The organism is Ruegeria sp. S84 (assembly GCF_056583445.1).
In genome coordinates this window covers 147,985-171,397 of sequence record NZ_CM152618.1, presented here as the reverse complement: position 1 = coordinate 171,397, position 23,413 = coordinate 147,985, and the positions used below count along the sequence as shown (strand labels likewise).

The 23,413-nt window shown below is 56.9% G+C and carries 25 protein-coding genes; 18 read left to right on the top strand and 7 right to left on the bottom strand.

Annotation, left to right across the window (positions count from 1 at the left end):
• The first annotated feature begins 18 nt into the window (after nucleotides 1-18).
• From hisD to AC1DFB_RS00910, 11 genes are all read left to right on the top strand, one after another.
• Nucleotides 19-1,326 (top strand): histidinol dehydrogenase, encoded by a 1,308-nt coding sequence (gene hisD, locus AC1DFB_RS00960; protein ID WP_170392540.1) that lies wholly within the window; start codon nucleotides 19-21, stop codon nucleotides 1,324-1,326.
• Between the two features lie 8 nt (nucleotides 1,327-1,334).
• A complete protein-coding gene (locus AC1DFB_RS00955; RefSeq protein ID WP_480921924.1) occupies nucleotides 1,335-2,072 on the top strand; it encodes an SDR family NAD(P)-dependent oxidoreductase in 738 nt (245 codons plus the stop codon).
• Complete coding sequence (locus AC1DFB_RS00950; RefSeq protein WP_480921923.1) at nucleotides 2,069-3,031, top strand: alcohol dehydrogenase catalytic domain-containing protein; 963 nt, start codon at nucleotides 2,069-2,071, stop codon at nucleotides 3,029-3,031. Before AC1DFB_RS00955 ends, AC1DFB_RS00950 begins: the two co-directional genes overlap by 4 nt.
• Nucleotides 3,032-3,049: 18 nt before the next feature.
• Nucleotides 3,050-3,355 (top strand): UxaA family hydrolase, encoded by a 306-nt coding sequence (locus AC1DFB_RS00945; RefSeq protein WP_170392543.1) that lies wholly within the window; start codon nucleotides 3,050-3,052, stop codon nucleotides 3,353-3,355.
• Between the two features lie 12 nt (nucleotides 3,356-3,367).
• On the top strand, nucleotides 3,368-4,546 hold the full coding sequence (locus AC1DFB_RS00940) for a UxaA family hydrolase (protein WP_170392544.1): 1,179 nt from the start codon (nucleotides 3,368-3,370) through the stop codon (nucleotides 4,544-4,546).
• Nucleotides 4,547-4,755: 209 nt separating this feature from the next.
• A complete protein-coding gene (locus tag AC1DFB_RS00935) occupies nucleotides 4,756-5,172 on the top strand; it encodes a universal stress protein (protein ID WP_170402133.1) in 417 nt (138 codons plus the stop codon).
• A 155-nt stretch (nucleotides 5,173-5,327) separates the two neighbouring features.
• Nucleotides 5,328-6,215: a helix-turn-helix transcriptional regulator gene (locus AC1DFB_RS00930; protein ID WP_480921922.1), complete on the top strand. Its 888-nt coding sequence runs from the start codon at nucleotides 5,328-5,330 to the stop codon at nucleotides 6,213-6,215.
• Nucleotides 6,216-6,328: 113 nt separating this feature from the next.
• Nucleotides 6,329-7,282 carry an alpha/beta hydrolase gene (locus tag AC1DFB_RS00925; RefSeq protein WP_480921921.1) on the top strand — a complete coding sequence of 318 codons (954 nt, stop codon included), beginning with the start codon at nucleotides 6,329-6,331 and terminating at the stop codon, nucleotides 7,280-7,282.
• A 58-nt stretch (nucleotides 7,283-7,340) separates the two neighbouring features.
• Nucleotides 7,341-7,835: a nuclear transport factor 2 family protein gene (locus AC1DFB_RS00920; RefSeq protein WP_480439098.1), complete on the top strand. Its 495-nt coding sequence runs from the start codon at nucleotides 7,341-7,343 to the stop codon at nucleotides 7,833-7,835.
• A gap of 53 nt (nucleotides 7,836-7,888) precedes the next feature.
• Nucleotides 7,889-8,395, top strand: a complete 507-nt coding sequence (locus tag AC1DFB_RS00915) for a nuclear transport factor 2 family protein (protein WP_480921920.1) — start codon at nucleotides 7,889-7,891, stop codon at nucleotides 8,393-8,395.
• A 111-nt stretch (nucleotides 8,396-8,506) separates the two neighbouring features.
• Complete coding sequence (locus AC1DFB_RS00910; protein WP_480921919.1) at nucleotides 8,507-9,199, top strand: SDR family NAD(P)-dependent oxidoreductase; 693 nt, start codon at nucleotides 8,507-8,509, stop codon at nucleotides 9,197-9,199.
• Nucleotides 9,200-9,202: 3 nt separating this feature from the next.
• On the opposite strand, the gene AC1DFB_RS00905 is transcribed toward AC1DFB_RS00910, so the two are convergent.
• Entirely contained in the window at nucleotides 9,203-10,039 is an 837-nt protein-coding gene (locus AC1DFB_RS00905) for a LysR family transcriptional regulator (RefSeq protein WP_170402149.1), read from the bottom strand.
• A gap of 91 nt (nucleotides 10,040-10,130) precedes the next feature.
• Here AC1DFB_RS00905 and AC1DFB_RS00900 point away from each other — a divergent pair, with 91 nt between their 5' ends.
• Nucleotides 10,131-11,126, top strand: coding sequence for a quinone oxidoreductase family protein (locus AC1DFB_RS00900; protein WP_480921918.1), 996 nt, complete (start codon nucleotides 10,131-10,133; stop codon nucleotides 11,124-11,126).
• A gap of 37 nt (nucleotides 11,127-11,163) precedes the next feature.
• Nucleotides 11,164-11,904 carry an SDR family oxidoreductase gene (locus tag AC1DFB_RS00895; protein ID WP_480921917.1) on the top strand — a complete coding sequence of 247 codons (741 nt, stop codon included), beginning with the start codon at nucleotides 11,164-11,166 and terminating at the stop codon, nucleotides 11,902-11,904.
• A gap of 28 nt (nucleotides 11,905-11,932) precedes the next feature.
• Here AC1DFB_RS00895 and AC1DFB_RS00890 read toward each other — a convergent pair whose 3' ends face one another.
• A complete protein-coding gene (locus AC1DFB_RS00890) occupies nucleotides 11,933-12,820 on the bottom strand; it encodes a MurR/RpiR family transcriptional regulator (RefSeq protein WP_170392553.1) in 888 nt (295 codons plus the stop codon).
• A 130-nt stretch (nucleotides 12,821-12,950) separates the two neighbouring features.
• Here AC1DFB_RS00890 and AC1DFB_RS00885 point away from each other — a divergent pair, with 130 nt between their 5' ends.
• The 5 genes from AC1DFB_RS00885 (at nucleotide 12,951) to AC1DFB_RS00865 (ending at nucleotide 16,968) form a co-directional block, all read left to right on the top strand.
• Entirely contained in the window at nucleotides 12,951-14,033 is a 1,083-nt protein-coding gene (locus tag AC1DFB_RS00885) for an alcohol dehydrogenase family protein (protein WP_480921916.1), read from the top strand.
• A complete protein-coding gene (locus AC1DFB_RS00880; protein ID WP_480921915.1) occupies nucleotides 14,030-14,608 on the top strand; it encodes a dimethylsulfonioproprionate lyase family protein in 579 nt (192 codons plus the stop codon). Before AC1DFB_RS00885 ends, AC1DFB_RS00880 begins: the two co-directional genes overlap by 4 nt.
• Before the next feature lie 25 nt (nucleotides 14,609-14,633).
• Nucleotides 14,634-15,050 (top strand): hypothetical protein, encoded by a 417-nt coding sequence (locus AC1DFB_RS00875; protein WP_480921914.1) that lies wholly within the window; start codon nucleotides 14,634-14,636, stop codon nucleotides 15,048-15,050.
• Nucleotides 15,035-15,739 (top strand): mandelate racemase/muconate lactonizing enzyme family protein, encoded by a 705-nt coding sequence (locus AC1DFB_RS00870; protein WP_480922632.1) that lies wholly within the window; start codon nucleotides 15,035-15,037, stop codon nucleotides 15,737-15,739. Before AC1DFB_RS00875 ends, AC1DFB_RS00870 begins: the two co-directional genes overlap by 16 nt.
• 107 nt (nucleotides 15,740-15,846) lie before the next feature.
• Nucleotides 15,847-16,968, top strand: coding sequence for an aminotransferase (locus AC1DFB_RS00865; protein ID WP_480763245.1), 1,122 nt, complete (start codon nucleotides 15,847-15,849; stop codon nucleotides 16,966-16,968).
• Here the strand turns inward: AC1DFB_RS00865 and AC1DFB_RS00860 are convergent.
• The 5 genes from AC1DFB_RS00860 to AC1DFB_RS00840 all read right to left on the bottom strand — a co-directional run bounded on the left by AC1DFB_RS00860 (nucleotide 16,965) and on the right by AC1DFB_RS00840 (nucleotide 23,305).
• The gene (locus AC1DFB_RS00860; protein ID WP_170735743.1) at nucleotides 16,965-18,047 is read right to left on the bottom strand and encodes a sn-glycerol-3-phosphate ABC transporter ATP-binding protein UgpC; all 1,083 of its coding nucleotides are present in this window, start codon (nucleotides 18,045-18,047) and stop codon (nucleotides 16,965-16,967) included. The genes AC1DFB_RS00865 and AC1DFB_RS00860 overlap by 4 nt on opposite strands.
• 3 nt (nucleotides 18,048-18,050) lie before the next feature.
• Nucleotides 18,051-19,706: an alpha-glucosidase gene (locus tag AC1DFB_RS00855; protein ID WP_480921913.1), complete on the bottom strand. Its 1,656-nt coding sequence runs from the start codon at nucleotides 19,704-19,706 to the stop codon at nucleotides 18,051-18,053.
• A gap of 9 nt (nucleotides 19,707-19,715) precedes the next feature.
• Nucleotides 19,716-20,864: a carbohydrate ABC transporter permease gene (locus AC1DFB_RS00850; protein WP_170392558.1), complete on the bottom strand. Its 1,149-nt coding sequence runs from the start codon at nucleotides 20,862-20,864 to the stop codon at nucleotides 19,716-19,718.
• A 12-nt stretch (nucleotides 20,865-20,876) separates the two neighbouring features.
• Nucleotides 20,877-21,884, bottom strand: coding sequence for a carbohydrate ABC transporter permease (locus AC1DFB_RS00845; protein ID WP_480921912.1), 1,008 nt, complete (start codon nucleotides 21,882-21,884; stop codon nucleotides 20,877-20,879).
• A gap of 65 nt (nucleotides 21,885-21,949) precedes the next feature.
• Entirely contained in the window at nucleotides 21,950-23,305 is a 1,356-nt protein-coding gene (locus tag AC1DFB_RS00840; protein ID WP_170512843.1) for an ABC transporter substrate-binding protein, read from the bottom strand.
• Nucleotides 23,306-23,413: the final 108 nt, after the last annotated feature.

The window sequence follows — 23,413 nt, the reverse complement described above, 5'->3', positions numbered from 1 at the left end:
AAGAAAAGGACCTAATTCATGACCCGTGAATACCTGAAGAAAGCCACGCTGACCGCGCGCAGCGGAGCGTCAGATGTCAGTGAAATTGTGCAGGGAATCCTGACCGACATTGAGACAGGTGGCGATGCCAAGGCGTTGGAATACGCCGCCAAATTCGACAACTACGAAGGCAACGTCATTCTCAGCGATGCCGAAATCCAGGCCGCGATGGATGCCGTGCCAGAAAAGCTGAAGCGCGACATCGAGTTCAGCCACAGCAACGTCAAACGCTTTGCCGAGGCACAGAAAGCGTCCATGACCGACATCGCAGTCGAGGTTGTGCCGGGCCTGACCGCTGGCCAGAAGATGATCCCGGTGGATGCAGCCGGTTGCTACGTCCCAGGCGGGCGATACAGCCATATAGCCAGCGCCATCATGACGGTCACCACGGCAAAGGTGGCGGGATGTAAGCACATTGTCGCCTGCTCACCGCCGCGCCCCGATGTCGGTATCGCGCCTGCGATCGTCTACGCCGCGCATATCTGTGGCGCCGACAAGATCATGGCCATGGGCGGCGTGCAGGGGGTTGCGGCGATGACCTTCGGGTTGTTCGGGCTTCCCAAGGCTAACATCCTTGTGGGCCCCGGCAATCAGTTTGTGGCCGAAGCAAAGCGTATCCTGTTCGGGCGCGTCGGCATCGACATGATTGCGGGCCCGACGGACAGTCTGGTCCTTGCGGATGTCACTGCTGATCCGATGGTTGTTGCAACTGACCTCGTTGGGCAGGCCGAGCACGGATACAACTCACCGGTTTGGCTGGTGACAGACAATCGCGACCTCGCCGAAGAGGTTATGCGCTTGGTGCCAGTGCTGATCGAGGACCTGCCCGAAGTGAACCGCGAAAACGCTACGGCTGCGTGGCGCGATTATGCCGAGGTCATCCTGTGCGCGGATCGCGAAGAAATGGCGGCGACATCGGATCAATACGCTCCAGAACACCTGACAGTCATGGCCGATGATCTTGATTGGTGGCTGGATCGGCTGACGTGCTATGGGTCGCTTTTCTTGGGCGAAGAGACCACGGTTGCCTTTGGCGACAAAGCCTCGGGCACCAATCACGTGCTGCCCACGAGCCGGGCGGCCACTTACACCGGTGGCCTCAGCGTCCATAAATACATGAAGATCGTGACCTGGCAGCGCTCGACCGCTGATGCGATGAAGCCGATTGCGCAGGCGACGGCCCGTATCTCACGCCTTGAAGGTATGGAGGGGCACGCGCGTACCGCGGATATTCGACTGGCCAAGTTCTTCCCCGATGAAAACTTTGACCTGACAGCCGAAGACTGACCCAACCCGTGACCTATCATCCTGATCTCACTGGACATACCGCTCTTGTGACCGGGGCCAGCTCCGGCCTTGGTCGCAGAGCGGCAGAGGTACTGTCGCATGCCGGCGCTAAGGTCGTGGGCGTGGCGCGACGTGCAGAAGCGTTGGCCGAGCTGGATCAGGTCCATCCCCTGCCCTGGGATCTTTCGGATCGCGATCGGTTGGCAGAGCTGGCCGTCGCCGCGTCGCAGCCGTTTGGGGCACCGGATATCCTGGTGCATGCCGCTGGGATCAACACGCGCGAGCCAGCGGATTTGGTGTCACCAGAAGGATGGGACATAACAATCGGGTTGAACCTTGCCGTTCCCTTCTTTCTGTCGCAGCACCTAGTGCCCGATATGAAGGCCAAAGGCTGGGGACGGATCGTAAATTTCGCATCGCTCCAGTCCAGCCGAGCTTTTCCAGGTGGGCTTAGCTATGGGGCGTCTAAGGGCGGCGTGGCACAGCTGACCCGAGCAATGGCCGAGGCCTGGTCATCAAGCGGAATATGCGTAAACGCGATTGGCCCTGGGTTCTTTCGAACCGAGCTGACGGCTGCAGTGTTCAATGATCCTGAACGCGCGAACCGTAATGCTGCGCAGACCTGTATCGGTCGCAACGGTGAGCCCAAAGACCTCGACGGCCCGTTGCTGTTCTTTTGCTCTGATGCCTGTGCCTACGTGACCGGGCAAGTTTTGATGGTTGATGGGGGGTTTACAGCGAAATGAGAGCGTTAGTCTACACCGATGTAGAAACACTGGAATACCGCAATTTCGCGGACCCGGAGCCCGGCCCCGATGAGGTTCTCGTCCGTATCGATAGCGTCGGCATTTGCGGGTCCGACATGCACGCCTATCTGGGCCATGATGACCGCCGCCCGGCACCGCTGATCCTCGGCCATGAAGGGGCCGGAGTGACTGCTGATGGTCGCCGCGTAACCATCAATCCGCTGGTAAACGACCCCAACAGCGCGGCCAGCCGGTCCGGACGTGAGAACCTTTGCCCCTCGCGACAGATCATCTCAATGCCGCCGCGCGAAGGCGCTTTTGCGGAATACGTCGCTATCCCAGAGCGCAATTTGATTGAAGTGCCCTCGCGTATCACGCTGGAGCAGGCCGCACTCGCCGAACCGATTGCAGTCAGCTGGCATGCGGTGCGGCTGGGGCTTGCGGCCCTGCACCCGGCAGACGAACGGCGTGCCCATGTGATTGGCGGCGGGGCAATCGGGCTAGCGGCAGCTCTCGCGCTCACTGCGATGGGGGTCGAGCAGGTGACCTTATCCGAACCCAACGCAGCCCGTGCGACCTATCTTCGCGACACCTGTGGAATCGCCGTTGTGGACACACCGGAACAGGACATTCCATTGGTGATCGACGCAGTGGGGTTTGCGTCTACCCGTGCGGTTGCCTCGGCGCTCGTCAGCCCGGGCGGGGTGATTTTGCACATCGGCCTAGGCAGTTCCGAAGGTGGATTGGATATCCGACGCATCACGCTGCAGGAAATCACGCTAATCGGCACCTACACCTATACCGCACAGGACTTCCGCGACACATGCAATGCCATGTTCAAGGGCCGCCTCGGGACGCTTGACTGGGTTGAAACCCGCGACCTGTCCGACGGGGCCGCGGCCTTTACAGACATTCGCGCTGGCAAGACGCTTGCGCCGAAAACCATCCTTAAACCATAGCAAAAACCGGAGACCTTCATGTCAAATCCAGCCCCAAATGAAATACCGCACCTTTTGGTGCATGAAGAGGAAGACAATGTCGGTGTCGTGGTCGTCGAAGGCCTGACTGCAGGCACCGACATGCTGTGCTGTATTACACATGACAACTCGACCTTTCGCCTGACCGCAGGTGCGGATGTTCCGATTGGCCACAAGATTGCGCTCACGGACCTCAAGAACGGCGATACGGCGATCAAGTATGGTGAGGATATCGGCAAGATCATCGCTGACATCCCACGCGGCGGGCATGTCCACACGCAAAACTGCAAGACCAAGCGCTGGTAAGGGGTTAATACCATGAGCAAATATTCAAACATGACTGTCATGGGCTACCGGCGCGAAAACGGCCGGGTTGGTGTGCGCAACCACGTGCTGATCCTGCCCGTCGATGACATTTCCAACGCCGCCTGCGAGGCAGTCGCCAACAACGTCAAGGGCACGCTGGCAATCCCACATGCTTATGGCCGCCTTCAGTTCGGCGAGGACCTCGAGCTGCATTTCCGCACCATGATTGGCACAGGGGCCAACCCGAATGTCCACTCGGTGGTGGTGATCGGCATCGAGCCGGGTTGGACCAAACGCATTGCCGACGGCATCCGCGAGACCGGCAAGGACGTGGCAGAGTTCTCAATCGAACAGAACGGTGACTTCGAGACCATCCGGCGCGCTTCATGGGCCGCCAAGGATTTTGTCCACAAGGCCACCGAGGTCCAGCGCGAGGAATGCTCGATCAACGAGCTTTGGATTTCGACCAAATGCGGTGAAAGCGACACGACAACGGGTCTGGGGTCCTGCCCAACCGTTGGCAACATGTACGATAAGTTACTACCCGAAGGGATCACCGGATTCTTCGGTGAAACCTCGGAAATCACCGGGGCGGAACACATCTGTCAGAAGCGGGCCATCAATGAAGAGGTGGGCGAACGCTGGTACAAGATGTGGAAAGCCTATCAGGACGATGTAATCTTTGCCCATCAGACCGATGACCTCAGCGACAGTCAGCCAACCAAGGGCAACATCGAAGGTGGCCTGACCACCATTGAGGAAAAGGCGCTTGGCAACCTCGAAAAGATCGGCCGGACTTCGCAATATATCGACATTCTGGAACCTGCCGAGCAACCTAACTCGGGCAAAGGCCTTTACTTCATGGACAGTTCATCAGCTGCGGCGGAATGTGTGACGCTGATGGCGGCGGGCGGTGCTGTGATCCATACCTTCCCGACAGGTCAGGGCAACGTGGTGGGCAACCCGATCGTTCCGGTCATCAAGATCACCGCGAACCCGCGTACAGTGCGCACCATGGGCGAGCATGTGGATGTTGATGTTTCAGGCATCTTGCGGCGCGAACAAACCATCGATCAGGCTGGTGATGCTCTGATCGATATGATCCGCAGGACAGCAAACGGCCGTAACACCGCGGCAGAGGCGCTGGGACATCGGGAATTCTCGATGACAAAACTGTATCGCAGCGCATAGTAACCTCAAGGCGGCCATCGCATATACGGTGGCCGTCTTTCTCTTGAACCGAGGTCCAGAATGGGCGCGGCTCGAGGTGTTTGGCCACTAAGGCAGGGCGGGGTCCTGGGCAACAGATCAGAACCTTTTAATTCTGAAAGTACTTATCAAGTTATGATGCACCAAGCCCTGCTCGTTGACATCGCCGAAACTCACTGGGAGTGCTTTACATGTATAAATCCATATTGATCCCCGTTGCCATTGATCATGAAGAGTTGGTTGCTGAGAAAATCACCACTGCCCGCAAGCTTTTGGCAGCTGACGGAAAGATCACACTACTTACAGTTCTGGAACAGATCCCGGGTTTTACGGCGGAATTCGTGACAGTGAAATCCGAGAACCATCTGACCAACAAAATCATGGGAACCCTAAAGTCGATCGCCGGAGAAGCGACCGATATAAACTGCCAGGTAGAAACGGGAAAGCCAGGGCTGCGCATTACCGAGTTCGCACGGGAAATCGGCGCTGATTTGATTGTTGTCGGAGCGCATCACCCATCGGCAATGGACTATTTTCTCGGATCAACGGCAGCACGTGTTTCTCGTCGGGCATCGTGTTCCGTCTTGATTCAGCGACCGCAATCTTGAAAATTCTCTAAGCGTCGACCCGAACGCTACAGCTGCGCTGCGAGAAGCAGGTGGCCACGGCACCACTCCATGGGTTCGCACCCCTGTTGGATGTTTTCAACCGTGTACGATCGACGCCAGCGAGAATTGCCCAGGTACACTATGGGAGCCGACGATTGCCTTCGAGATATGCGGACATTTACCCCTCGGAACCTTTACTAAACAGCGATGCGATCGAGCGGCCTTCGGCTGCAGGGTTGATGTCCGTTCGGTATTTCCGGGCTGAGCCGGATCAGATGCCCGAGGATGTTTTCAAAGAGCATCACGTGCTTCTCAATCTCCAGACCATTCCGCACAGAGTTCAGAACTGGAGGGATGGTGAGTTGCGGGATTTCATGTTTCACAAGGATGAAATCATCGTCACTCCGGCTGGTATGCGATCGGGTTGGCGGTGGTACGCGACGTCTGATGTCATCGTTATCACACTGGACCCGGCTAAGGTTGAACGCTTTGCTCAGTCCGAGCTGGGCATGCTGCTTGACCCGCAGCAATTTCGGGATTTGCCGCAGTTCTCGGACCCTGATCTGTGCACGGCTGGCGTTATACTGCGTGACGCATTGGAATCGACCGACATGTCTTCGGTCGTGATGTTCGAAGCCATGAGCCGCGTATTCCTAGTGAAACTGCTCCAGAAATATGGAAAACGCCGGATCGAAGATGTTCAGCTGTCATCCCCCTTCACATCCCGGCATTACCAGCGCGTTTTGGCCTTTGTACAGAACCGGCTGGATCAGACCATAACCGTTGAGCAGCTCGCGACCGAGGCGGGAATGAGCCCTTCGCACTTCGCACGCATGTTCAAAGAGACGTTGGGCACGACCCCGATGCAATATGTCATGGCCTACCGAATTGAACAGGCGATGAAGATGATGCAGGACCAGCAGCGTCCTCTGGGTGATATCGCTTTGGAATGTGGCTTTTCCGATCAGGCTCATTTCACGCGCAGCTTTAAACAGGTGGTGGGACAAACCCCCAAGGCTTATCGCGCGGCCAACATGGCTTGATGCAGGATCATTCAAAAACACAGCAGTCCTGTGCAATCAAGTGAACCTCCGGCAACGTATCTCTTTCGTCATCGGGCTTGCGCCCATCCAGACAGACTTTGGGAGATATCGCGATGAAAACCCTCGCTCTGAATACCGCTGCGGCTTTAATGGCCTCGACAGCTGCCGTCGCACAGGTCGAAACCCGCATTGTCACCTTTGAGAATGAAGGTGCCACCCTATCCGGCACACTGTACCTACCCGAAGAACGCGGCGATGCACCATTGCCATCGGTCGTGGTCACAGGGGCCTGGACCTCAGTACAAGAACAGATGCCGGCGAACTATGCCCGGGAAATGGCCGAACGCGGATTTGCCGCCTTCACCTTCGATTTCCGGGGCTGGGGCAAATCCGGCGATCTGCCGAGCCAAGCGCGCTTTGTCGAAAGCCCCGAAGCCAAGACCTCGGACATCAAGGCAGCGATCGAATTCATAGCGACCCTGCCAGAAGTGGACGCCGAGCACATCAATGGGCTGGGTATCTGCGCCTCAGCGGGTTATATGGTCGATGCCGTCTCGGGCAACCCGCTGGTTCAGCGACTTGGTTTGGTTGCTCCCTGGCTGCAGAACGCCGAAATTGTTGAGGCCGTCTACGGCGGCGCAGAAGGTGTTGCCGGCTTGCTTCAAGTCTCTCGGGCTGCCGAAGCCGCCGGGGGCCAGATCATTCCTGCCGCGGGTCCAGAAGGTGCCGAAGGCGTGCTGATGCCGATCGGTGGTTACTACTATGAGGCTGACCGTGGGGCGATCCCGGAATATGATGACAAATGGAACAATGCAGGCTGGGAAGGCTGGCTGACCTACCATCCCGCCGACAACCCACAGCGTCTGGATAAACCGCTGACCATTGTTCACTCTGAAAGCGCAGCGATCCCGCAGGGCGTGCAGACCTTCCTTGCCGGATTTGCCGGTGACGCGACTGCGCAGTGGCTCGAGGATGTCACGCAGTTCGATTTCTACGACAACCCCGAGGACGTGACACGGGCGGCCGACGCCGTTGCCGACCACTTCCGCGCCGGATTGGATAATTGATCCTGCTGATCAGGCGTCGGGCCTCGCTATCCGACGCCTCATTCCCTTGGAGACCCCTATGACCCGAAAACTTCAACTAGCACTCGCGGTCGCGACCGTTATGGGAGGCAACGCAATGGCCGATACCCCCGAAGACAATATGAAAGTGGTTCAGAACTTTTTTGCGGCTTACGGCTCGAACGACCTTGATGGAATCGCCGCTGTCATGGACGAGGACGTACAATGGCACATTCCCGGCCGCCATCCGCTGAGCGGCACCAAAAACGGTCGGGATGAAGTTTTGGCCTTCTTCGCCCAGTTGGGCGCAGCTGGGTTTCAGGCTGACCCGATCTACTTTGGCGCGGATGAAACCCATGTTGTAGATATTCACCGAGGCTGGTCCAACGCCGAAGGTAAGCCGAATGTCGATACCATCTGGGCTCTGGTTTACCGGATCGAGAACGGCAAGATCGTCGAGGCCACCAATCTCAGTGCCGATCAGGATGCGGCGAATACGTTTTTTTGGTCGCAATACACCTTAGCGCCCGTGCCTGAACGCTTGGCTAATGAATGAAGCAGGCGCAGCAACGTACGTTGCTTTGTCCAACTCTGACAAAGGACCCGGATATGAAACGATCCCTCATCGCCATGCTCACCGCCATAACAATGATTGGAGGCCCTGCAATGGCCGATCAAACCGACATCACCCGCACCCTAACGGATATCGCTGCAGGCGCAGACCGGCATGATTGGACCCGCGTAAGGGATGCCTTCGCCGATCACGTCACCATTGACTACACCAGCCTTTGGGGTGGAGACCCGGCAACCCAACCCGCTGACGAACTTGTTGCGGGCTGGGCCGCCTTCCTGCCCGGGTTCGACAGCACGCATCACATGGTGACCAACCACGCAATCACCTCAGTTTCAGAAACCGCCGCGACAGCGCAAGCTGATTTCACCGCCACCCACCGTCTTGACGATGGCCTATGGGTATTGGGCGGCCGCTATGACTATGCGCTGGAAAAAACAGGTGACCGCTGGGTTGTGACAACGATGACAATGACCGCTCTTTGGGAAACCGGCGACCGTGGTCTCGTCGCCCTCGCCGGTGAACGCGGGGCCGGGGCCAACTGACATCAGTTAACGCCGCATCGTTGCGCGCCGGTTGCCTTGTCAGAGCGATGTTGGCAATCTCACTATTAGGCTTTGCTTTCGGTTAACTGACGAAAATTCAAAGGAAACCTCATGACCGAACAACGTATCGCACTTGTGACCGGAGCCAATCGAGGCATCGGCAAAGAAGTCGCCCTACAACTGGCCCGCGATCATGGATTATTTGTTTTGGTAGCATCGCGCGACCCGCAAAAGGGACAAGCCACGGCCGAAGAGATTGGGCATGGAGCTAAGGCCTTGCAACTGGACGTGTCCGATCAGAACTCGGTCAACGCTGCCTTTGATAAGATCAACTCCGAATACGGATATCTCGACATACTGGTAAACAATGCAGGCGTTGACTACGACACGGATCAGCACGCGCTCAGCGCCGACCTTGTGCGCGTGCGCCGTGCTTTTGAGACCAACTTCTTCGGAGCCTGGGCAACAACCATTTCGGCCGTTCCTTTGCTTCAAAATGGTCATGATGCCCGGATTGTAAACGTGTCTTCCGGCTCAGGAGCGCTGACAGGCATGTCTTCCAGCACTCCCGGATATGGCATCTCGAAAACAGCGCTCAATGCACTGACCATCAAGACTGCGGCTGATTTGAAACCCGAAGGCATCCTTGTCAACGCAGTGTGCCCCGGCTGGGTCGCCACTGACATGGGCGGGGGTGGTCGCCCGGTTCCCGAAGGGGCTAGGGGCGTCGTGTGGGCTGCAACACTGCCCGTGAACGGTCCAACAGGTGGTTTCTTTCGGGATGGGGTGCAAATTGATTGGTAGGATTTATCCCGGTGCCATGAAATCGATCAGTTTCCTGACACGCTCGGGCAACAGGCGACGGCTGGGATAAACCACATACATGTCTCGAGTCAGCGGGACAGTATTCTCAACTTCCAGTCGTCGCAGATCGCCCTCCACCATATCCTTCGGCAACATCGCTATCCCCAGATTACGACGAGCGGCCTGTGCTATGACATCAAGGTCGCCAATATTATGGGCTATGTGGGCTGGATTCACCGTCTCTCCCGTTTCCAGTACCCAAGGTTGACCCGCCATCAGCGCAGGAAGAGTCTGGAACTTCGGTCGCATTAAAGGACCCGAAAGCCCGTGCTCTCGAATGAAGCCCTGCCCTGCGCAAAAACAATATGGAACTGACCATAACCGCTTGGCAACAAGACCGGAGTCCGCAAGCGGACCGACCCGAAAGGCGAGGTCGATATTGTCCGCGAAAAAATCCAGCATGATGTTAGTCGTCGTCAGTTCAAGCTGGACCTGAGGATTTTGTTCCGCGAAATCCACCAGCTTTGGCCCTATCGTTGTACGAGCTGCCAAGGGTGGGGCCGTAATGCGGATCGTGTGGTGCCGCGTGTCATCGGTAAAACCCGCAACACGCTGAAGCGCTTCAATCGGATCCTGACAACGATCCAGAAGACGGCGCCCCTCTTCGGTCAGGCGCACCTGCCTTGTCGTGCGCTCGAATAGCTTAGCGCCCAGATGATCCTCTAACTTGGCAATCCTGCGGCTAATCCTGCTAAGCGGAATACCCAGACGATCTGCAGCTTTGGAAAAGCTGAGGTGGTGGGCGACAACAGTAAACAGGCCAAGGTCGTTGAAGATCATAATTCTATCTATGAGATAATACCTTCTAAATTCAACTATTATCACGAAATGGCGTCATCGCTATCTTCTGCGAAACAAAAGGAGATGCATCATGCCGTACGCGATAGAAATCACCCAAACTGGCGGGCCCGAAGTTCTGCGAAGTGTTGGCCAAGCTGTCGCACAGCCCGGTGCCAGAGAAATCCTGATCCGTAATCATGCCGGGGCGGTGAATTTTATCGATACGATTATTCGCCGTCGCGAAATGCCAGAGGGCATGATGCCAGACCTGCCCCATGTACCCGGCGTTGAAGGTGCCGGAATCGTCGAAGCGACGGGCAAAGATGCCGTTGGTTTCGCCGTGGGTGATCGCGTCGCATGGATGGGCCCGATTGGTGCGGGCGGCTACGGTACGCATTCCGTAATAAGTGCACCTTATGTAACCAAAATTGCCGATACCATCGCCTTTGAAACCGCAGCAGCAATCCCTGTCAACGCAATGACGGCCTATCACATGCTGGTCAATCTGGGCGGTGCGGCGGCCGGAAGATCCGTACTGGTGCATGCGGCTGCAGGCGGAGTGGGCACGATGGCCCTCCACATCGCCAAGCATCTGGGCATGACTGTGATCGCTTCGGTCAGCACTGAAAAGGTCGGATACGCCCAGGCGCAAGGAGCAGATTTTGTCATCGACTATCGTACTCAGGACGTGGCCACGCTGGTGTCAGAGATCACAAGTGGCCGCGGTGTTGATCTGACGTTGAATCCGGTTTCCGGTGACTCCTTGAAATCAGACCTTGATGCGCTGGCTCCCCTTGGAACGGCTGTGCTCTTCGGATTCCTTGCCGGGCCGCCAGCTGGCGGTTTTGCCGAGGATCTGGCGAAACACTTCCAGAAATCTGTCTCAGTGCGGGTCAGCGATATTTACACGTATTTTTCCAACCGACCAACTGCATTCGGCGCGGACATGACCAAGGTATTCAAGCTGTTGGAAACTGGCATTCTGCGTCCTCAGATCACCACATACCCAATCGCCAAGGCTACGGAAGCGCATCGCCGCCTAGAGGCGGGCGAAACCACCGGCAAGTTGGTGCTCAGCATCGATTGACTCATTTAACAGACACGACATGCAAGGAACCAAAGCAATGAACTCGGTTTTCGAAACGGCCCTCATCGGCAAACACGTTGTTATCATTGGCGGCAGCAGCGGCATGGGTAAGGCCACCGCAAAGCTGGCGGTGGCGCTCGGTGCGAAAGTTACCATCGCCAGCCGGAGTCTCGCCAAGCTGGAGGCAGCAGCGGCAGACATCGGAGGCGGAGTTCAGATCGCACCGGTCGATACCACCAACGAAACTGGCATGAAGTCCTGGGCCAGCGGCCTTGAAAAAGTAGATCATCTGGTCATCTCTGCCTCAAGCGCAGCGCGTGGGGCCTTCGCCGAATTGCCAACCACTGACCTGCGCGCGATGTTCGAGGCTAAATTTATCGGGCCCTATGTGGCGGCGCGTGAAGTCTTGCCTGTTTTGACTGAAGGCGGCTCCATCACCTTCTTTTCTGGCGTCCTCAGCCGCCGACCCTCTGCCGGTGCAACGGGTCTTGGGGCCGTGAACGCGGCGGTCGAAGCCCTGTCCAAGGGGTTGGCATTGGAGCTATCAGGTCGTGCGCGCGTGAACTGCATTAGCCCAGGAATGGTTGCGACCGAGGCTTACGCGGCAATGTCCAATGAGGCTCGCGAGGCCATGTTCGCTCAGGTTGGTAACAGCCTGCCCGTCGGACGTATTGGTGAGGCAGAGGACATCGCCCAAGCCGTGATAATGGCAATGACAAATGGCTATCTCACGGGCGCTGTGCTGGATGTGGATGGTGGTCACCTAGTGCGTGGCTGAAAGGCCAATGCGGATTGGCCTGATCCAATCAGGGCTCTTCCGCGTGATATAGGCCTAGCTGATGGCGACGCTTGTGAAAGGTCGCCACTCTTTCGACGATCTCGTCGCTGGCCACTGCAATGACGAACGACAAAAGCGTTTCGAGCAATGCGATAGTACTTACTGATGACGGGAAGAATTGCGGCGTATCCGCCGAGATGACGAACCCGTGTTGTGCATTGCGCAGAACAGGGCTGGCTGGGCTGTCAGAAAGACCGACCACCGTCATGCCCTGCTCTCGGGCAACTTGCACCGCCTCGACCACTTCATTCCGATAAGGTTTGCAGGTCATCGCAATTAGCACATCGCGTTTGTCCGCCCATGCCAGATCGTCAATCGGATTTGATCCAGCGCGCGGGATAGCATGAAACTGCACCATGCCCGTCGAGGCCAGATAAACAAAGTTTCGCGCATTCGAATTGTTCACGCCAACGCCCAGCACGAACACGTTACGCGAATTCCAGATATCTTCAGCGGCGGCTTTCAGCTGTTCGGACGAGATATTGGCAAACGTCTCCTCGACATTGCGCAGGGCGTCCTGAACCATATCCGCATAAAGCCCGCCCATATTGCCGGACTTACGAATATCCTGCAGCCAACGCGCGCGCTCCGGGAAATCGGCCTGCCCGCGCCGGATCGCCTCGCGGAAGGGAACCCGGAAATCTTCGTAGCCTTCGAACCCCACCTGCCGCGCCATTCGGACAATGGTATTGGGTTTCACATTGGCGGCTTCAGCAATTTCGCGTACAGTCGATACGCCCACGTCGCGCGGGTTCTCAAGCACATAGGTCGCAGCCTTGCGTGCCTCGGGTGTCAACTGAGACAGTTCTTCCGCCAGCCGTTCCAAAACTAAATTTGATACATCTGTCCCATTCATGATTGACGATGGTATTTTTGTTTGCATACGGTGTCGAGACCAAATCGACTCAGGGGGCCGGACCGATGTCTTTCAGCTCACTCCCGCGCTTGATTGAGGTCACCGTAAATGCATCGACGGAGTTTGCCGCATGGCCCAATCCGAGACAATGAAGGCGATGGTCACCATGGGGCACGGTGATCTGGATAAGATGGTCTGGCACGAAAACTGGACCTGCCCCACTCCCAAACCGGGCGAAGTTCTGATCAAGGTTGGTGCCTGTGGCCTGAACAATACCGACGTAAACACTAGGTCCGGCTGGTATTCTAAAACAGTCAGCGATGCGACCACCGGTGGCGCGTTTGAAGAGGTCGGCACTGATGACCCAACCTGGGGCGGAGCGCCACTGGCCTTTCCGCGCATTCAAGGGGCGGATGTCTGTGGGCAGATCGTTGGAGTTGGAGACGGCGTGGATCCAAACCGCTTGGGCGAGCGTGTGATAACCGATTGCTGGTTGCGCGATCCGACCGATCCGGTGAACAAGGACAAAACCGGCTACTTCGGATCAGAGCGAGATGGCGGCTTTGCCGAATACACAACGATCCCGGCTGTCAATGCGATAGCCATCCAATCAACACTTTCGGATGCTGAGCTGGCAACCTTCTCCTGTTCCTACTCAACCGCCGAAGGCATGCTGACCCGCGCCAAGGTCACCGCGGCTGACACTGTTCTTGTTCCGGGCGCATCTGGCGGCGTCGGTGGCGCTCTGGTTCAACTGGCCAAGCGCCGAAATGCGCGGGTCATCGCGATGGCGTCGGAGGCTAAGCACGACGACGTGGCCCTCTTGGGTCCAGATGTCATCCTGTCCCGCGCCCCCGATGATTTGCGCAAATCGTTGGGAGACGAAAAGATCACGGTCGTTGCCGACGTGGTGGGCGGGTCATACTGGCCGCAGCTTATCAGCATTCTTGAACGCGGCGGACGCTATACCTGCTCGGGCGCCATCGCGGGCCCTATGGTCGAGTTCGATTTGCGGACGTTCTACTTGCGCGATCTGACCTTTACAGGCTCGACCGTCATCGACCCCGAAGTAATGCAAAATCTTGTACGTTATATCGAAGCGGGCGAAGTAAAACCGGCCCTGGCCGCAACCTACCCTCTAAGCCAATTGCATGAGGCACAAACCGCCTTCATCGCGAAGAAACACACCGGAAACATCGTGGTGATCCCATGACGTTGGATGATGTTTTATTGGCTGCCAGGCGATTGCATCAGAACCACCCGGATTTGGCGGGTTTTGGGGGTTGGCCAACAGATTTATCCAGAACGGACTTACAGCCCGCACAGATTCCGGCAACCCGGCTTGTCAGCAAATTTGGTCTGAGCGGTACGCCCGAAACACAGGCATTGGTTACGGCCATTGCAGCAACTGCTGAGCAGGCGCACTGGAAACTGACCTATTCCGAATCCGAGGTCGGTGCGGATTTCTTGTCCCGATACGGGTATTACGAATTGTTCGGACCCAGCGGGCATTTCCATTCGACCCAACTACGCGGTTATGTCGCCTATTGGGGCGCAGGTCTGCAGTATGACTGGCACAGCCATCAGGCTGAAGAGCTATACCTGACGCTCGCTGGAAAAGCCTGTTTTAAGGTTGAAGGGTATGCACAGCTTGTCGGGCCGGGCCAGACCCGCCAGCATGAAAGTTGGCAAAGTCACGCCATGACTACAAGCGATCATTCAATCCTAACCTTTGTCTTGTGGCGGGGCGATGGAATGGATGATCTACCTCGGATGGATGCCGCATGACATACTGCGTCGAGGTGAAACCAAAATGAAAATTACCGGGATTTCTGTCTTTCAAATCGACCTGCCATTGGAGCATCCATACTGGCTGTCAGGCGGGCGATTGAAGTTTGAGAAGCTGGATGCGACTCTGGTCAAGATTGAAACCGACAAAGGGCTTGTTGGTTGGGGCGAAGGTACGCCCTGGGGGCATACCTATGTACCCGCCCACGGCCCCGGCATACGGGCCGGGATCGAGACGATGGCACCGTTTGTTCTTGGCCTCGACCCGCGGCGAGTTCTGGATGTTGAACGCGCGATGGATCAGGCCTTACCCGGGCATCTCTACGCCAAAAGCCCGATTGACATGGCGTGCTGGGACATAGCCGGTCAGGTTGCTGGTCTTCCGATTGCTGATCTGATGGGGGAGGGTCGCGTACGCCGCGCCCAATCGCATCCTCCGTAGGAGCCAAGACAATCGAAGAAACCCGCGCCGTCATCGAACGATACCGGCAGCGCGGCTATATCGCCCATTCCGTCAAAATCGGCGGCGATGTGGCCCGTGATATCGCCCGAATCCGTGACATGGAAAGCCTGCGCAATCCCGAAGACATCGTCCTCTATGACGTCAATCGCGGCTGGTCGCGGCAGCAAGCATTACGCGTGATGAGTGCGGTCGAAGACCTCAATGTCATGATCGAACAGCCTTGCGAAACACTGGATGACATTGCCGCGATCTCAGGCAAACATGCTTCGCCTGTTTCGGTTGATGAAAGCCTTGTTACCCTTCAGGACGCGACGCGCATAGCCCGCGATGGCATTGCCGAAATATTCGGCATCAAGCTCAATCGGGTCGGCGGGCTGACCAAAGCGGCCCGAATGCGCGATGTCGCGCTGGCGCATGGGATTGACATGTTTGTAATGGCAACCGGTGGTTCTGTGCTGGCGGATACCGAAGCGCTGCATCTGGCGGCGACAATTCCGGATGCGAATTGTCATGCTGTCTGGGCCTGTCAGGACATGATCACCGTCGATATCGCCGGTGGGCGTGGGCCGAGAAACGTGGATGGCCACCTGCATCTACCCGAAACACCGGGCCTTGGCGTTCACCCAGATGAAGATGCGTTGGGTGATCCTGTGGCGATCTACCGGTAACGATACACGCCTCTTGTGCAAGTTCGATAACGGTCATCTGCCGAGGTTGACCTTGCCGCTTCGCCATGGGAACGATGCGCGATGGCTTAGTCGAACAGGATAGCGCGATGAAGATCGAACCCTTTGGCGTCGAAATCTGGATGGATGAATGGGAAACCCGCTGCGCCTATAACCTTGCAGAGACTTGCGTCGAGAGCCTGAGTATCGCCGAGCTTTTGAAGCTTTCCGGCAAAAACTCGGATGATCTGTCTGAATTGCTGGGGATGAAAATGACCTATGGCGCGATCCGGGGCTCGGACCGGCTGCGCGATGCGATTTGTAGCCTATATGACCAGCAAAAGCGTGAGAATGTCATCGTCACCCATGGCACCATCGGTGCCAACATGCTGGTCCACAAAACGCTGGTCGAGCGCGGCGACAAGGTGGTGGCCGTCGTGCCCACCTATCAGCAACACTATTCCATCCCGGCCAGCATCGGCGCGGAGGTGACGCAGATCCATCTACGGGCCGAGAACGCTTATTTGCCCGATCTTGAGGAGCTGCGCGCCGCCGTAACTCCGGGCACCAAACTGATTGCCATCAACAACCCCAACAACCCAACCGGTGCGGTGATGGATCGCGCGTTCCTGCTTGAGATCGTCGAAATCGCACGCTCCGCTGGAGCATGGTTGCTGTGTGATGAAGTCTATCGCGGTACAGGGCAAGAAGGTTCGGGCATGACGGATGCGGTTGCAGATCTTTATGAGAAAGGCATTTCAACCGCGGGCATGTCCAAGGCGTTTTCGCTGGCAGGGCTGCGACTGGGTTGGATTGCGGCCAACCCAGAACTGATCGAAGCGGTTTCGATCCATCGGGACTATGACACGATCTCGGTCGGCATGATCGACGACCATTTCGCCGCGCTTGCGCTGGAAAACAACGACAAGGTTCTGGCGCGCAGCCACGCCATAACGCGCGGCAACCTCGCCATGCTGGAAGAATGGGTCGAAAGCGAGCCCAAAATCAGTTGGGTCAAACCCAAGGCCGGAACAACCGCGCTGTTGCACTACAACTTCGACATGCCCTCGCGCGAGTTCTGCGTGAAACTGCTGCAGGAAACCGGCGTGATGTTCACGCCGGGCTCTGCCTTGGGTCTCGAAGGCTGTGTTCGGATCGGTTACGCCAATACTCCGTCGATCATTCGCGAAGGGCTGGAAAAAGTTTCCACCTTCCTTGCGAAGCTCGACTAGCGCCTCATCGACTGACCGTTGTGGAACAGATGCACCTTTTCGGGTGCCGCCGTGACCGAGACGGTTTTTCCTCGCAGATTGCGCTGAACACCAGGTAGTTTTGCAATCACGGCTTCCCGTCCATCCGGGACTGCAAAGTAAAGCAGCGTGACCTCACCCAAAGCTTCGGTGAAATCCACCAAGCCGGAATAAATTGGTGTTCCATCAGTGATATTTAAGTCCTCAGGCCGGACACCGATATTGACCTTTTTGCCTTCGTCAGCGGCATCCGTCGGGATCGATGAGATTGCCACGCCGCCATCATCCAGCGTCACAGTCGTTGTCTCTCCTGTCGCGGTAATAGTCCCGGGCAGCAGGTTCATTGCTGGTGAGCCGATGAACTGCGCAACAAACTCGTTATCTGGCGTCTCGTAGAGTTCCAGCGGAGTGCCGACCTGCGCGATCCCCTTGTTAGCCAAAACCACAATGCGGCTGGCGAGTGTCATCGCCTCGACCTGATCGTGGGTGACGTAAATCATCGTGCTGTCGGGCATCGCCTCTTTCAGGCGTGCGATCTCGATCCGCGTCGCCACGCGCAGGGCAGCGTCGAGGTTCGAAAGCGGCTCGTCGAACAAATATACTTTGGGGTCGCGCACGATGGCACGACCGATGGCAACGCGCTGGCGTTGTCCACCAGACAATGCCTTGGGCAGGCGATCCAGCAGGGGTTCGAGCTGTAGAATCTGGGCCGCGCGCTCCACGGCGGCATCAACCTCAGCACTGGGCAACTTGGCAATCTTGAGTGCGAAAGCCATGTTTTCGCGCACCGTCATATGCGGGTAAAGCGCATAGGACTGGAACACCATCGCGATGCCGCGTTGCGCAGGTGGCACATCGTTCACCACCTGCCCTTCGATCTCAAGCGTACCGCCAGTGATCTTTTCAAGGCCCGCGATCATCCTCAGCAAAGTGGATTTTCCGCAACCTGATGGGCCGACAAAGACAATCAGTTCGCCTTGCTCGATCTCGAGATCGATATGTTTCAGAACATCGACAGGACCATAGGATTTGGCCACATCCGTAAGCTTGAGTTCCGACATGGTTTACCTCTTTTCCCGAGCCAATAGACAGAATTGAGCGGCATCCAGCGTCAAGTTGCTTTCCCCGCGAACGCCGCCCAACTCCTCCCCGATCACTTGCCAGTCACCTTCTGGCAGGGTCACGCCAACCGGACAGTCACCCAGATTGAAGGCGCAGAAGACCTGCTCGGCTTCATCCTCTCGGGTGAAGGTCAATACCGAACCGATTTGTGACATCCCTGTCTGCGCGCCGGACATCAGCGCTGAGTGCGCATGACGCAATGCAATCGCATGGCGGTAGTGGTGCAGCATCGACGCTGGATCTTTTTCCAACCGATCCACCGCCCGCTCGGCCTGCGCAGCGCTGACTGGCAACCAGGGACGGCTCGTGCTGAACCCGGATTGTTCGTCCTGTGCGGCCCAGACCATCGGAGTACGGCAGCCATCGCGACCTTTGAATTCCGGCCAGAATTCAATACCATAGGGGTCTTGCAAATCTTCGAACGCAACATCTGCCTCGGGTAGCCCCAGTTCCTCACCCTGATACAGGCAGGCTGAGCCACGCAGGCACATCATCAGAACGGCGTGCTGCCGGACAGCTGCATCGTCCAAACCCCAACGCGAAGCATGGCGTTGCACGTCGTGGTTTGAGAAGGCCCAGCATGGCCATGCATCACCCGCCTTGTCCTCAAGCTGGTCAAAAACCTGCTTTGCGTAAGCTGCCGTCAAAGCCCGCTTTTCGAGGAACTCGAAAGCATAACACATGTGCATCCGTTTATCGCCGCTGGTGTATTCGCCCATAATCTCAAGCCCGCGCTGCGCGTCGCCGACCTCACCCAGACAGGCGCGGCCCTCGTATTCGTCAGTCAGGGCGCGCAGCCGTTCTAAGAAGGCGATATTCTCGGGCTGACTTTTGGAATAGAGGTGATCCTGATGGTTATACGGGTTCACCATCGGCGCAATTGAAGAGTTCCTTTGATCCATCGGCAGACCAGGATTGTCACGTAGCTGGGCGTCGTGGAAATAGAAATTGATGGTATCCAGACGGAAGCCGTCGACCCCCAGTTCCAGCCAGAAGCGCGCCACATCCAGCAGGGCATCCTGGACATCCTTGCAATGGAAGTTCAAATCTGGCTGCGAAGTCAGGAAGTTGTGCAGATAATACTGCAAACGCCGCGCATCCCACTGCCAAGCCGAACCACCAAAAATCGATAACCAGTTATTCGGAGGTGTCCCGTCGGGTTTGGGATCAGCCCAGACATACCAATCGGATTTCGGGTTCTCGCGGCTGGCGCGGCTTTCGTTGAACCATGGATGCTGATCTGAGGTGTGGGATAGCACCAGATCGATCATCACCTTCAACCCATGCGCATGGGCTTGATCCAGCAGCTCTTTGAAATCTCCCATGGTGCCGAACATCGGATCGACATCGCGATAGTCGCTGACATCATAACCGAAATCCTTCATCGGAGATTTGAAGAACGGCGAAATCCAGATCGCATCAACCCCCAGCGAGGCGATATAGCCAAGCCGCTGGGTGATGCCCTTCAGATCTCCGATCCCGTCGCCGTTGCTGTCCTGAAAGCTGCGCGGATAGATCTGATAGATCACCCCGCCCCGCCACCAGTCTGACGCCGACTTGGTTTTTTCGAATGCTGTCGCGTTGGTCTGCACGTTCATCACACGCCCTTATTTTACGGAACCGGCCAGCAAGCCGCGAACCAGATATTTCTGCATTGCAAAGAAGACTGCCAACGGCACCGCGATTGAGACAAACGCCGCCGTGGCCAAGATTTCCCAGTTACCGCCCCGCGTACCCAGCAGCTCGACGATACGGTTGGTCATTACCGTTGTCTGACCGCTGGCATCGATCAGGAAGACTTTGGCAACCAGCAGATCGTTCCATGTCCAAAGGAACTGGAAGATCGCAAAGGATGCCAGTGCCGGAAAGCTAAGCGGCAGGATCAGTTTAGTAAAAATCTGAAACTCGGTTGCGCCATCTACCCGGGCGTTCTCAATCAGGTCACGAGGCAGCCCGGCCATGTAGTTACGCAATAGGTAGATCGCCAATGGCATCCCGAACCCGGTATGGGCCATCCAGACCCCCAGGTATCCTTTGCCGATCCCGATATTGAGATGCAGTTTCAGCAACGGGATCAGCGCCAGCTGCAATGGCACCACCAATAGGCCAACCACCGCAGCGATCAGCAGGGCACGCCCCGGGAAATCCATCCATGCCAGCGCGTAAGCCGCAAATGCTGCGACAAGAATCGGGATAATCGTCGCCGGGATCGTCACCGTCAGGGTATTGAAGAACGCCTTGCCCATACTGTCGGAACTGCTTTCGTTGAACAGAACATGGGCATAGTTTTCCAAGGTGAATTCAGGCGGCAGAGTAGTCGTCACAAACACGCGAGGGCCGCGCTTGCCCGAAAACTCTTCGGCGTTTTCCATCCGATAGTCACCGTTGGCCTGAACCGTGATCGTCCCGCCACGACGAAGCTCAGCCGTTTCGCCCGGAGCAAAGGCATCAATCGCACGGGAATTCACACCCCATCGCGAAATGTCCGAGGCCCGATCACCATCGAAGATATTGCCTTCGATCACATAGAGACCATCCTGCAGAACCTGCGTTTCCGGCGCAGCCGCGCGCAGAGTCAGGTTCTGTTCCGACGGGAAGAGCGCCCGCCACCAGCCGCTGCTGGAAATCTGGTCCGCCGTTCTGAATGACGAGATCAACAAACCGAGTGTTGGGAAAACCCAAAGCACCACAAGCAGCACAACCGAGGCGTGAACGACCCATCTAAGGGCTGGGCGGGTTCCTGCAATATCGCTCATAACCCCGTCCTCCTACTGCATTTCTTTGCGCGCATTGCGCACGTTCCAGATCAGGATCGGCGTCACCAGCAACATGATCACCATGGCGGATGCCGATCCCACGCCCCAGTCATTGGCGCGGAACATCTTGTCGTACATGTAATTGGCCAGAACCTGCGTCTCCCACTGGCCGTTGGTCATCGCAAAAACGATGTCAAAGACCTTGAGGACCACGATGGTGATGGTGGTCCAGACCACCATGATCGTGGTTTTGATCTGCGGCACTTTGATCTTGAAGAAAATCTGGAACGGATTGGCCCCGTCCAGAATGGCGGCCTCGATGGTCTCTTCCGGGATGCCGCGCAGCGCGGCGGACAGAATGACCATGGCAAAGCCAGTTTGTATCCAGACCAGAACGATCATCAGGAAGAAATTGTTCCAGAAAGGCAGGGTCAGCCAAGTGTGCGTTTCGGTTCCACCAAAGAAGATGTAGATCGCGTTCAGGACGCCGATCTGATCCTGATCGGCCGGACGCGCATCATAGACCAGTTTCCAGATTACCGAGGCGCCAACGAAAGAAATCGCCATCGGCATAAAGATCAACGACTTGGCGACGTTACCCCAGCGGATGCGATCCGTCAGCTGCGCCACGAGCAGGCCAAATGCGGTGGACATGGCAGGTACAACAATCAGCCAAAGCATGTTGTTGCGCATCGCCTCCCAGAATTTCGGCTCGGCTACCATCTGGGTATAGTTGTCAAAACCCGCCCATTCATATCCGCCTCCGGCTACGCGATCAGTCAGAGACAGGCGCAGCGTCTCAAACACCGGATAGGCAAGATAGACCCCAAGGGCGAGGATCGCGGGAAGCAGAAACAGCCAGGGCCGGATCATATTCGCGCGGTTGATATTGCGACCCGTGTTCGGTCCACGCGCAGGGAACAGGACTTTATCCAGAAATTGGTTGGACAGGTAGAAATAGCCCACGCATCCCGACACACCGATTACGATTGTCAGCAGGCCCTGAATTGCCGGATTCATGGCGTCCTCTCCCTTGCTAGGGTTTCGGGCAACCTGATTGAAAGGTTGCCCGAAGGTTCAGCGGATTACTTGATTGCGTCCCAAGATGACTGGATTTCGCCGGTGACTTCTTCGGCGGATTTCCCGCCAGTATAGTCAACCATGCCGGTCCAGAACGTACCCGCACCCACGGCGCCCGGCATTAGGTCCGAGCCGTCGAAGCGGAAGGTGGTCGCGCCCAGTAGAATGTCACCCAGACCGCGCAGAGTATCATCCTTATAGGCTTCGGTGTTCACGCCCTTATGCGGGGTCAGGAATCCGGTTTGTGCCATCATGACTTCATGTGCAATCGGCTGCTTGAGGAACTCCATGAACGCGCTGGTCGCGTCCGATGGATTGCTTACCGCCATCAGAGTACCGCCACCCAGAACCGGGTTACCCAAGTCCTTGTCTGCGAAAGACGGCATGTAAAAGAAATCTGCATCCAGGCCGAACTCGACATCTTCGGGGAAGAAGGCCGGAACAAAGGACGCTTGACGGTGCATGTAGCACTGGGGCGGCGATGAGAACATGCCTTTGGGGCTGTCGCGGAAGTCAGTCGAGGCGACAGCATCTGACCCACCCGAGACCTTGGCGTCATCACGCGCGAACCAGCCAAACTCTTCGATTGCGGCGATAACGCGCGGATCATCAAACGGAATCTCGTTTGTCACCCACTGGTCGTAAACCTCGGGCGGCTGAGTCCGCAGCATCATGTCTTCAACCCAGTCGGTCGCGGGCCAACCGGTGGCGGCACCCGATCCTAGGCCAATGCACCACGGGGTTTCGCCATCGGCGACGATCTGCTCGGTCAGGGCCTTCAGTTCTTCCATGCTCGTCGGCACTTCGTATCCGGCATCCTCGAAGTTTTCCGGGTTATACCAGACCAGAGACTTGACGTTCACATTGTAGAAGAAGCCATACATCTGGTCATTGCCGTCGGCGTCTTTGTAAGTGCCAAGATCAACCCAGGAATCGCCAGCCGCATAATTGTCACCAACCCAGGCCGCCATATCTTCACCCAGCGGTGTCAGCTGCCCTTTGGATGCCATGATCGCCGCCAGTCCTGGCTGCGGGAAGACCGCGATATTGGGGGCTGATCCTGCCTCGGCATCGATAACGATCTGCTGCTCGAAACTGTCGGAACCGGTATAGATCACATCTGCGCCAGTCGCCTCTTCGAAATAGGCAATCATGTTGTTGAAGTAACCGTCTTCCGGGGTCAGCCACGGACCAAAAATCGTGACCGTCTGACCGCTCAGATCCGGGGCGCTTTCGGCCCAGGCATTATAGCTGTCCCAGTTGAACGGCCCCTCGCCCGGCGCGAAGACCAAATCTTGTGCTTGTACCGACCCGGCCAGCAGAGCGATCGCCGCCGCACCCGAATAAAGTGCGTGTCTCATGAGTTCTCCTCCCAAAATTTTCGGCGCAAACGAGATTCGTTTTCAAAGCGCTTTGGATGCCGTACTTTATCCGCTAACATTCAGACCCTGTCAATATCTCGCCTACAA

What these genes read in the sequence shown, in the direction of transcription:
- AC1DFB_RS00890 (WP_170392553.1), bottom strand. Translation starts at nt 12,820, where the DNA reads ATGAATGGGACAGATGTATCAAATTTAGTTTTGGAACGGCTGGCGGAA.
- AC1DFB_RS00845 (WP_480921912.1), bottom strand. Translation starts at nt 21,884, where the DNA reads ATGAATCCGGCAATTCAGGGCCTGCTGACAATCGTAATCGGTGTGTCG.
- AC1DFB_RS00865 (WP_480763245.1), top strand. Translation starts at nt 15,847, where the DNA reads ATGAAGATCGAACCCTTTGGCGTCGAAATCTGGATGGATGAATGGGAA.
- AC1DFB_RS00925 (WP_480921921.1), top strand. Translation starts at nt 6,329, where the DNA reads ATGAAAACCCTCGCTCTGAATACCGCTGCGGCTTTAATGGCCTCGACA.
- AC1DFB_RS00900 (WP_480921918.1), top strand. Translation starts at nt 10,131, where the DNA reads ATGCCGTACGCGATAGAAATCACCCAAACTGGCGGGCCCGAAGTTCTG.
- AC1DFB_RS00850 (WP_170392558.1), bottom strand. Translation starts at nt 20,864, where the DNA reads ATGAGCGATATTGCAGGAACCCGCCCAGCCCTTAGATGGGTCGTTCAC.
- AC1DFB_RS00920 (WP_480439098.1), top strand. Translation starts at nt 7,341, where the DNA reads ATGACCCGAAAACTTCAACTAGCACTCGCGGTCGCGACCGTTATGGGA.
- AC1DFB_RS00905 (WP_170402149.1), bottom strand. Translation starts at nt 10,039, where the DNA reads ATGATCTTCAACGACCTTGGCCTGTTTACTGTTGTCGCCCACCACCTC.
- AC1DFB_RS00895 (WP_480921917.1), top strand. Translation starts at nt 11,164, where the DNA reads ATGAACTCGGTTTTCGAAACGGCCCTCATCGGCAAACACGTTGTTATC.
- AC1DFB_RS00840 (WP_170512843.1), bottom strand. Translation starts at nt 23,305, where the DNA reads ATGAGACACGCACTTTATTCGGGTGCGGCGGCGATCGCTCTGCTGGCC.
- AC1DFB_RS00945 (WP_170392543.1), top strand. Translation starts at nt 3,050, where the DNA reads ATGTCAAATCCAGCCCCAAATGAAATACCGCACCTTTTGGTGCATGAA.
- AC1DFB_RS00880 (WP_480921915.1), top strand. Translation starts at nt 14,030, where the DNA reads ATGACGTTGGATGATGTTTTATTGGCTGCCAGGCGATTGCATCAGAAC.
- AC1DFB_RS00915 (WP_480921920.1), top strand. Translation starts at nt 7,889, where the DNA reads ATGAAACGATCCCTCATCGCCATGCTCACCGCCATAACAATGATTGGA.
- AC1DFB_RS00910 (WP_480921919.1), top strand. Translation starts at nt 8,507, where the DNA reads ATGACCGAACAACGTATCGCACTTGTGACCGGAGCCAATCGAGGCATC.
- hisD (WP_170392540.1), top strand. Translation starts at nt 19, where the DNA reads ATGACCCGTGAATACCTGAAGAAAGCCACGCTGACCGCGCGCAGCGGA.
- AC1DFB_RS00885 (WP_480921916.1), top strand. Translation starts at nt 12,951, where the DNA reads ATGGCCCAATCCGAGACAATGAAGGCGATGGTCACCATGGGGCACGGT.
- AC1DFB_RS00875 (WP_480921914.1), top strand. Translation starts at nt 14,634, where the DNA reads ATGAAAATTACCGGGATTTCTGTCTTTCAAATCGACCTGCCATTGGAG.
- AC1DFB_RS00855 (WP_480921913.1), bottom strand. Translation starts at nt 19,706, where the DNA reads ATGAACGTGCAGACCAACGCGACAGCATTCGAAAAAACCAAGTCGGCG.
- AC1DFB_RS00860 (WP_170735743.1), bottom strand. Translation starts at nt 18,047, where the DNA reads ATGTCGGAACTCAAGCTTACGGATGTGGCCAAATCCTATGGTCCTGTC.
- AC1DFB_RS00940 (WP_170392544.1), top strand. Translation starts at nt 3,368, where the DNA reads ATGAGCAAATATTCAAACATGACTGTCATGGGCTACCGGCGCGAAAAC.
- AC1DFB_RS00950 (WP_480921923.1), top strand. Translation starts at nt 2,069, where the DNA reads ATGAGAGCGTTAGTCTACACCGATGTAGAAACACTGGAATACCGCAAT.
- AC1DFB_RS00935 (WP_170402133.1), top strand. Translation starts at nt 4,756, where the DNA reads ATGTATAAATCCATATTGATCCCCGTTGCCATTGATCATGAAGAGTTG.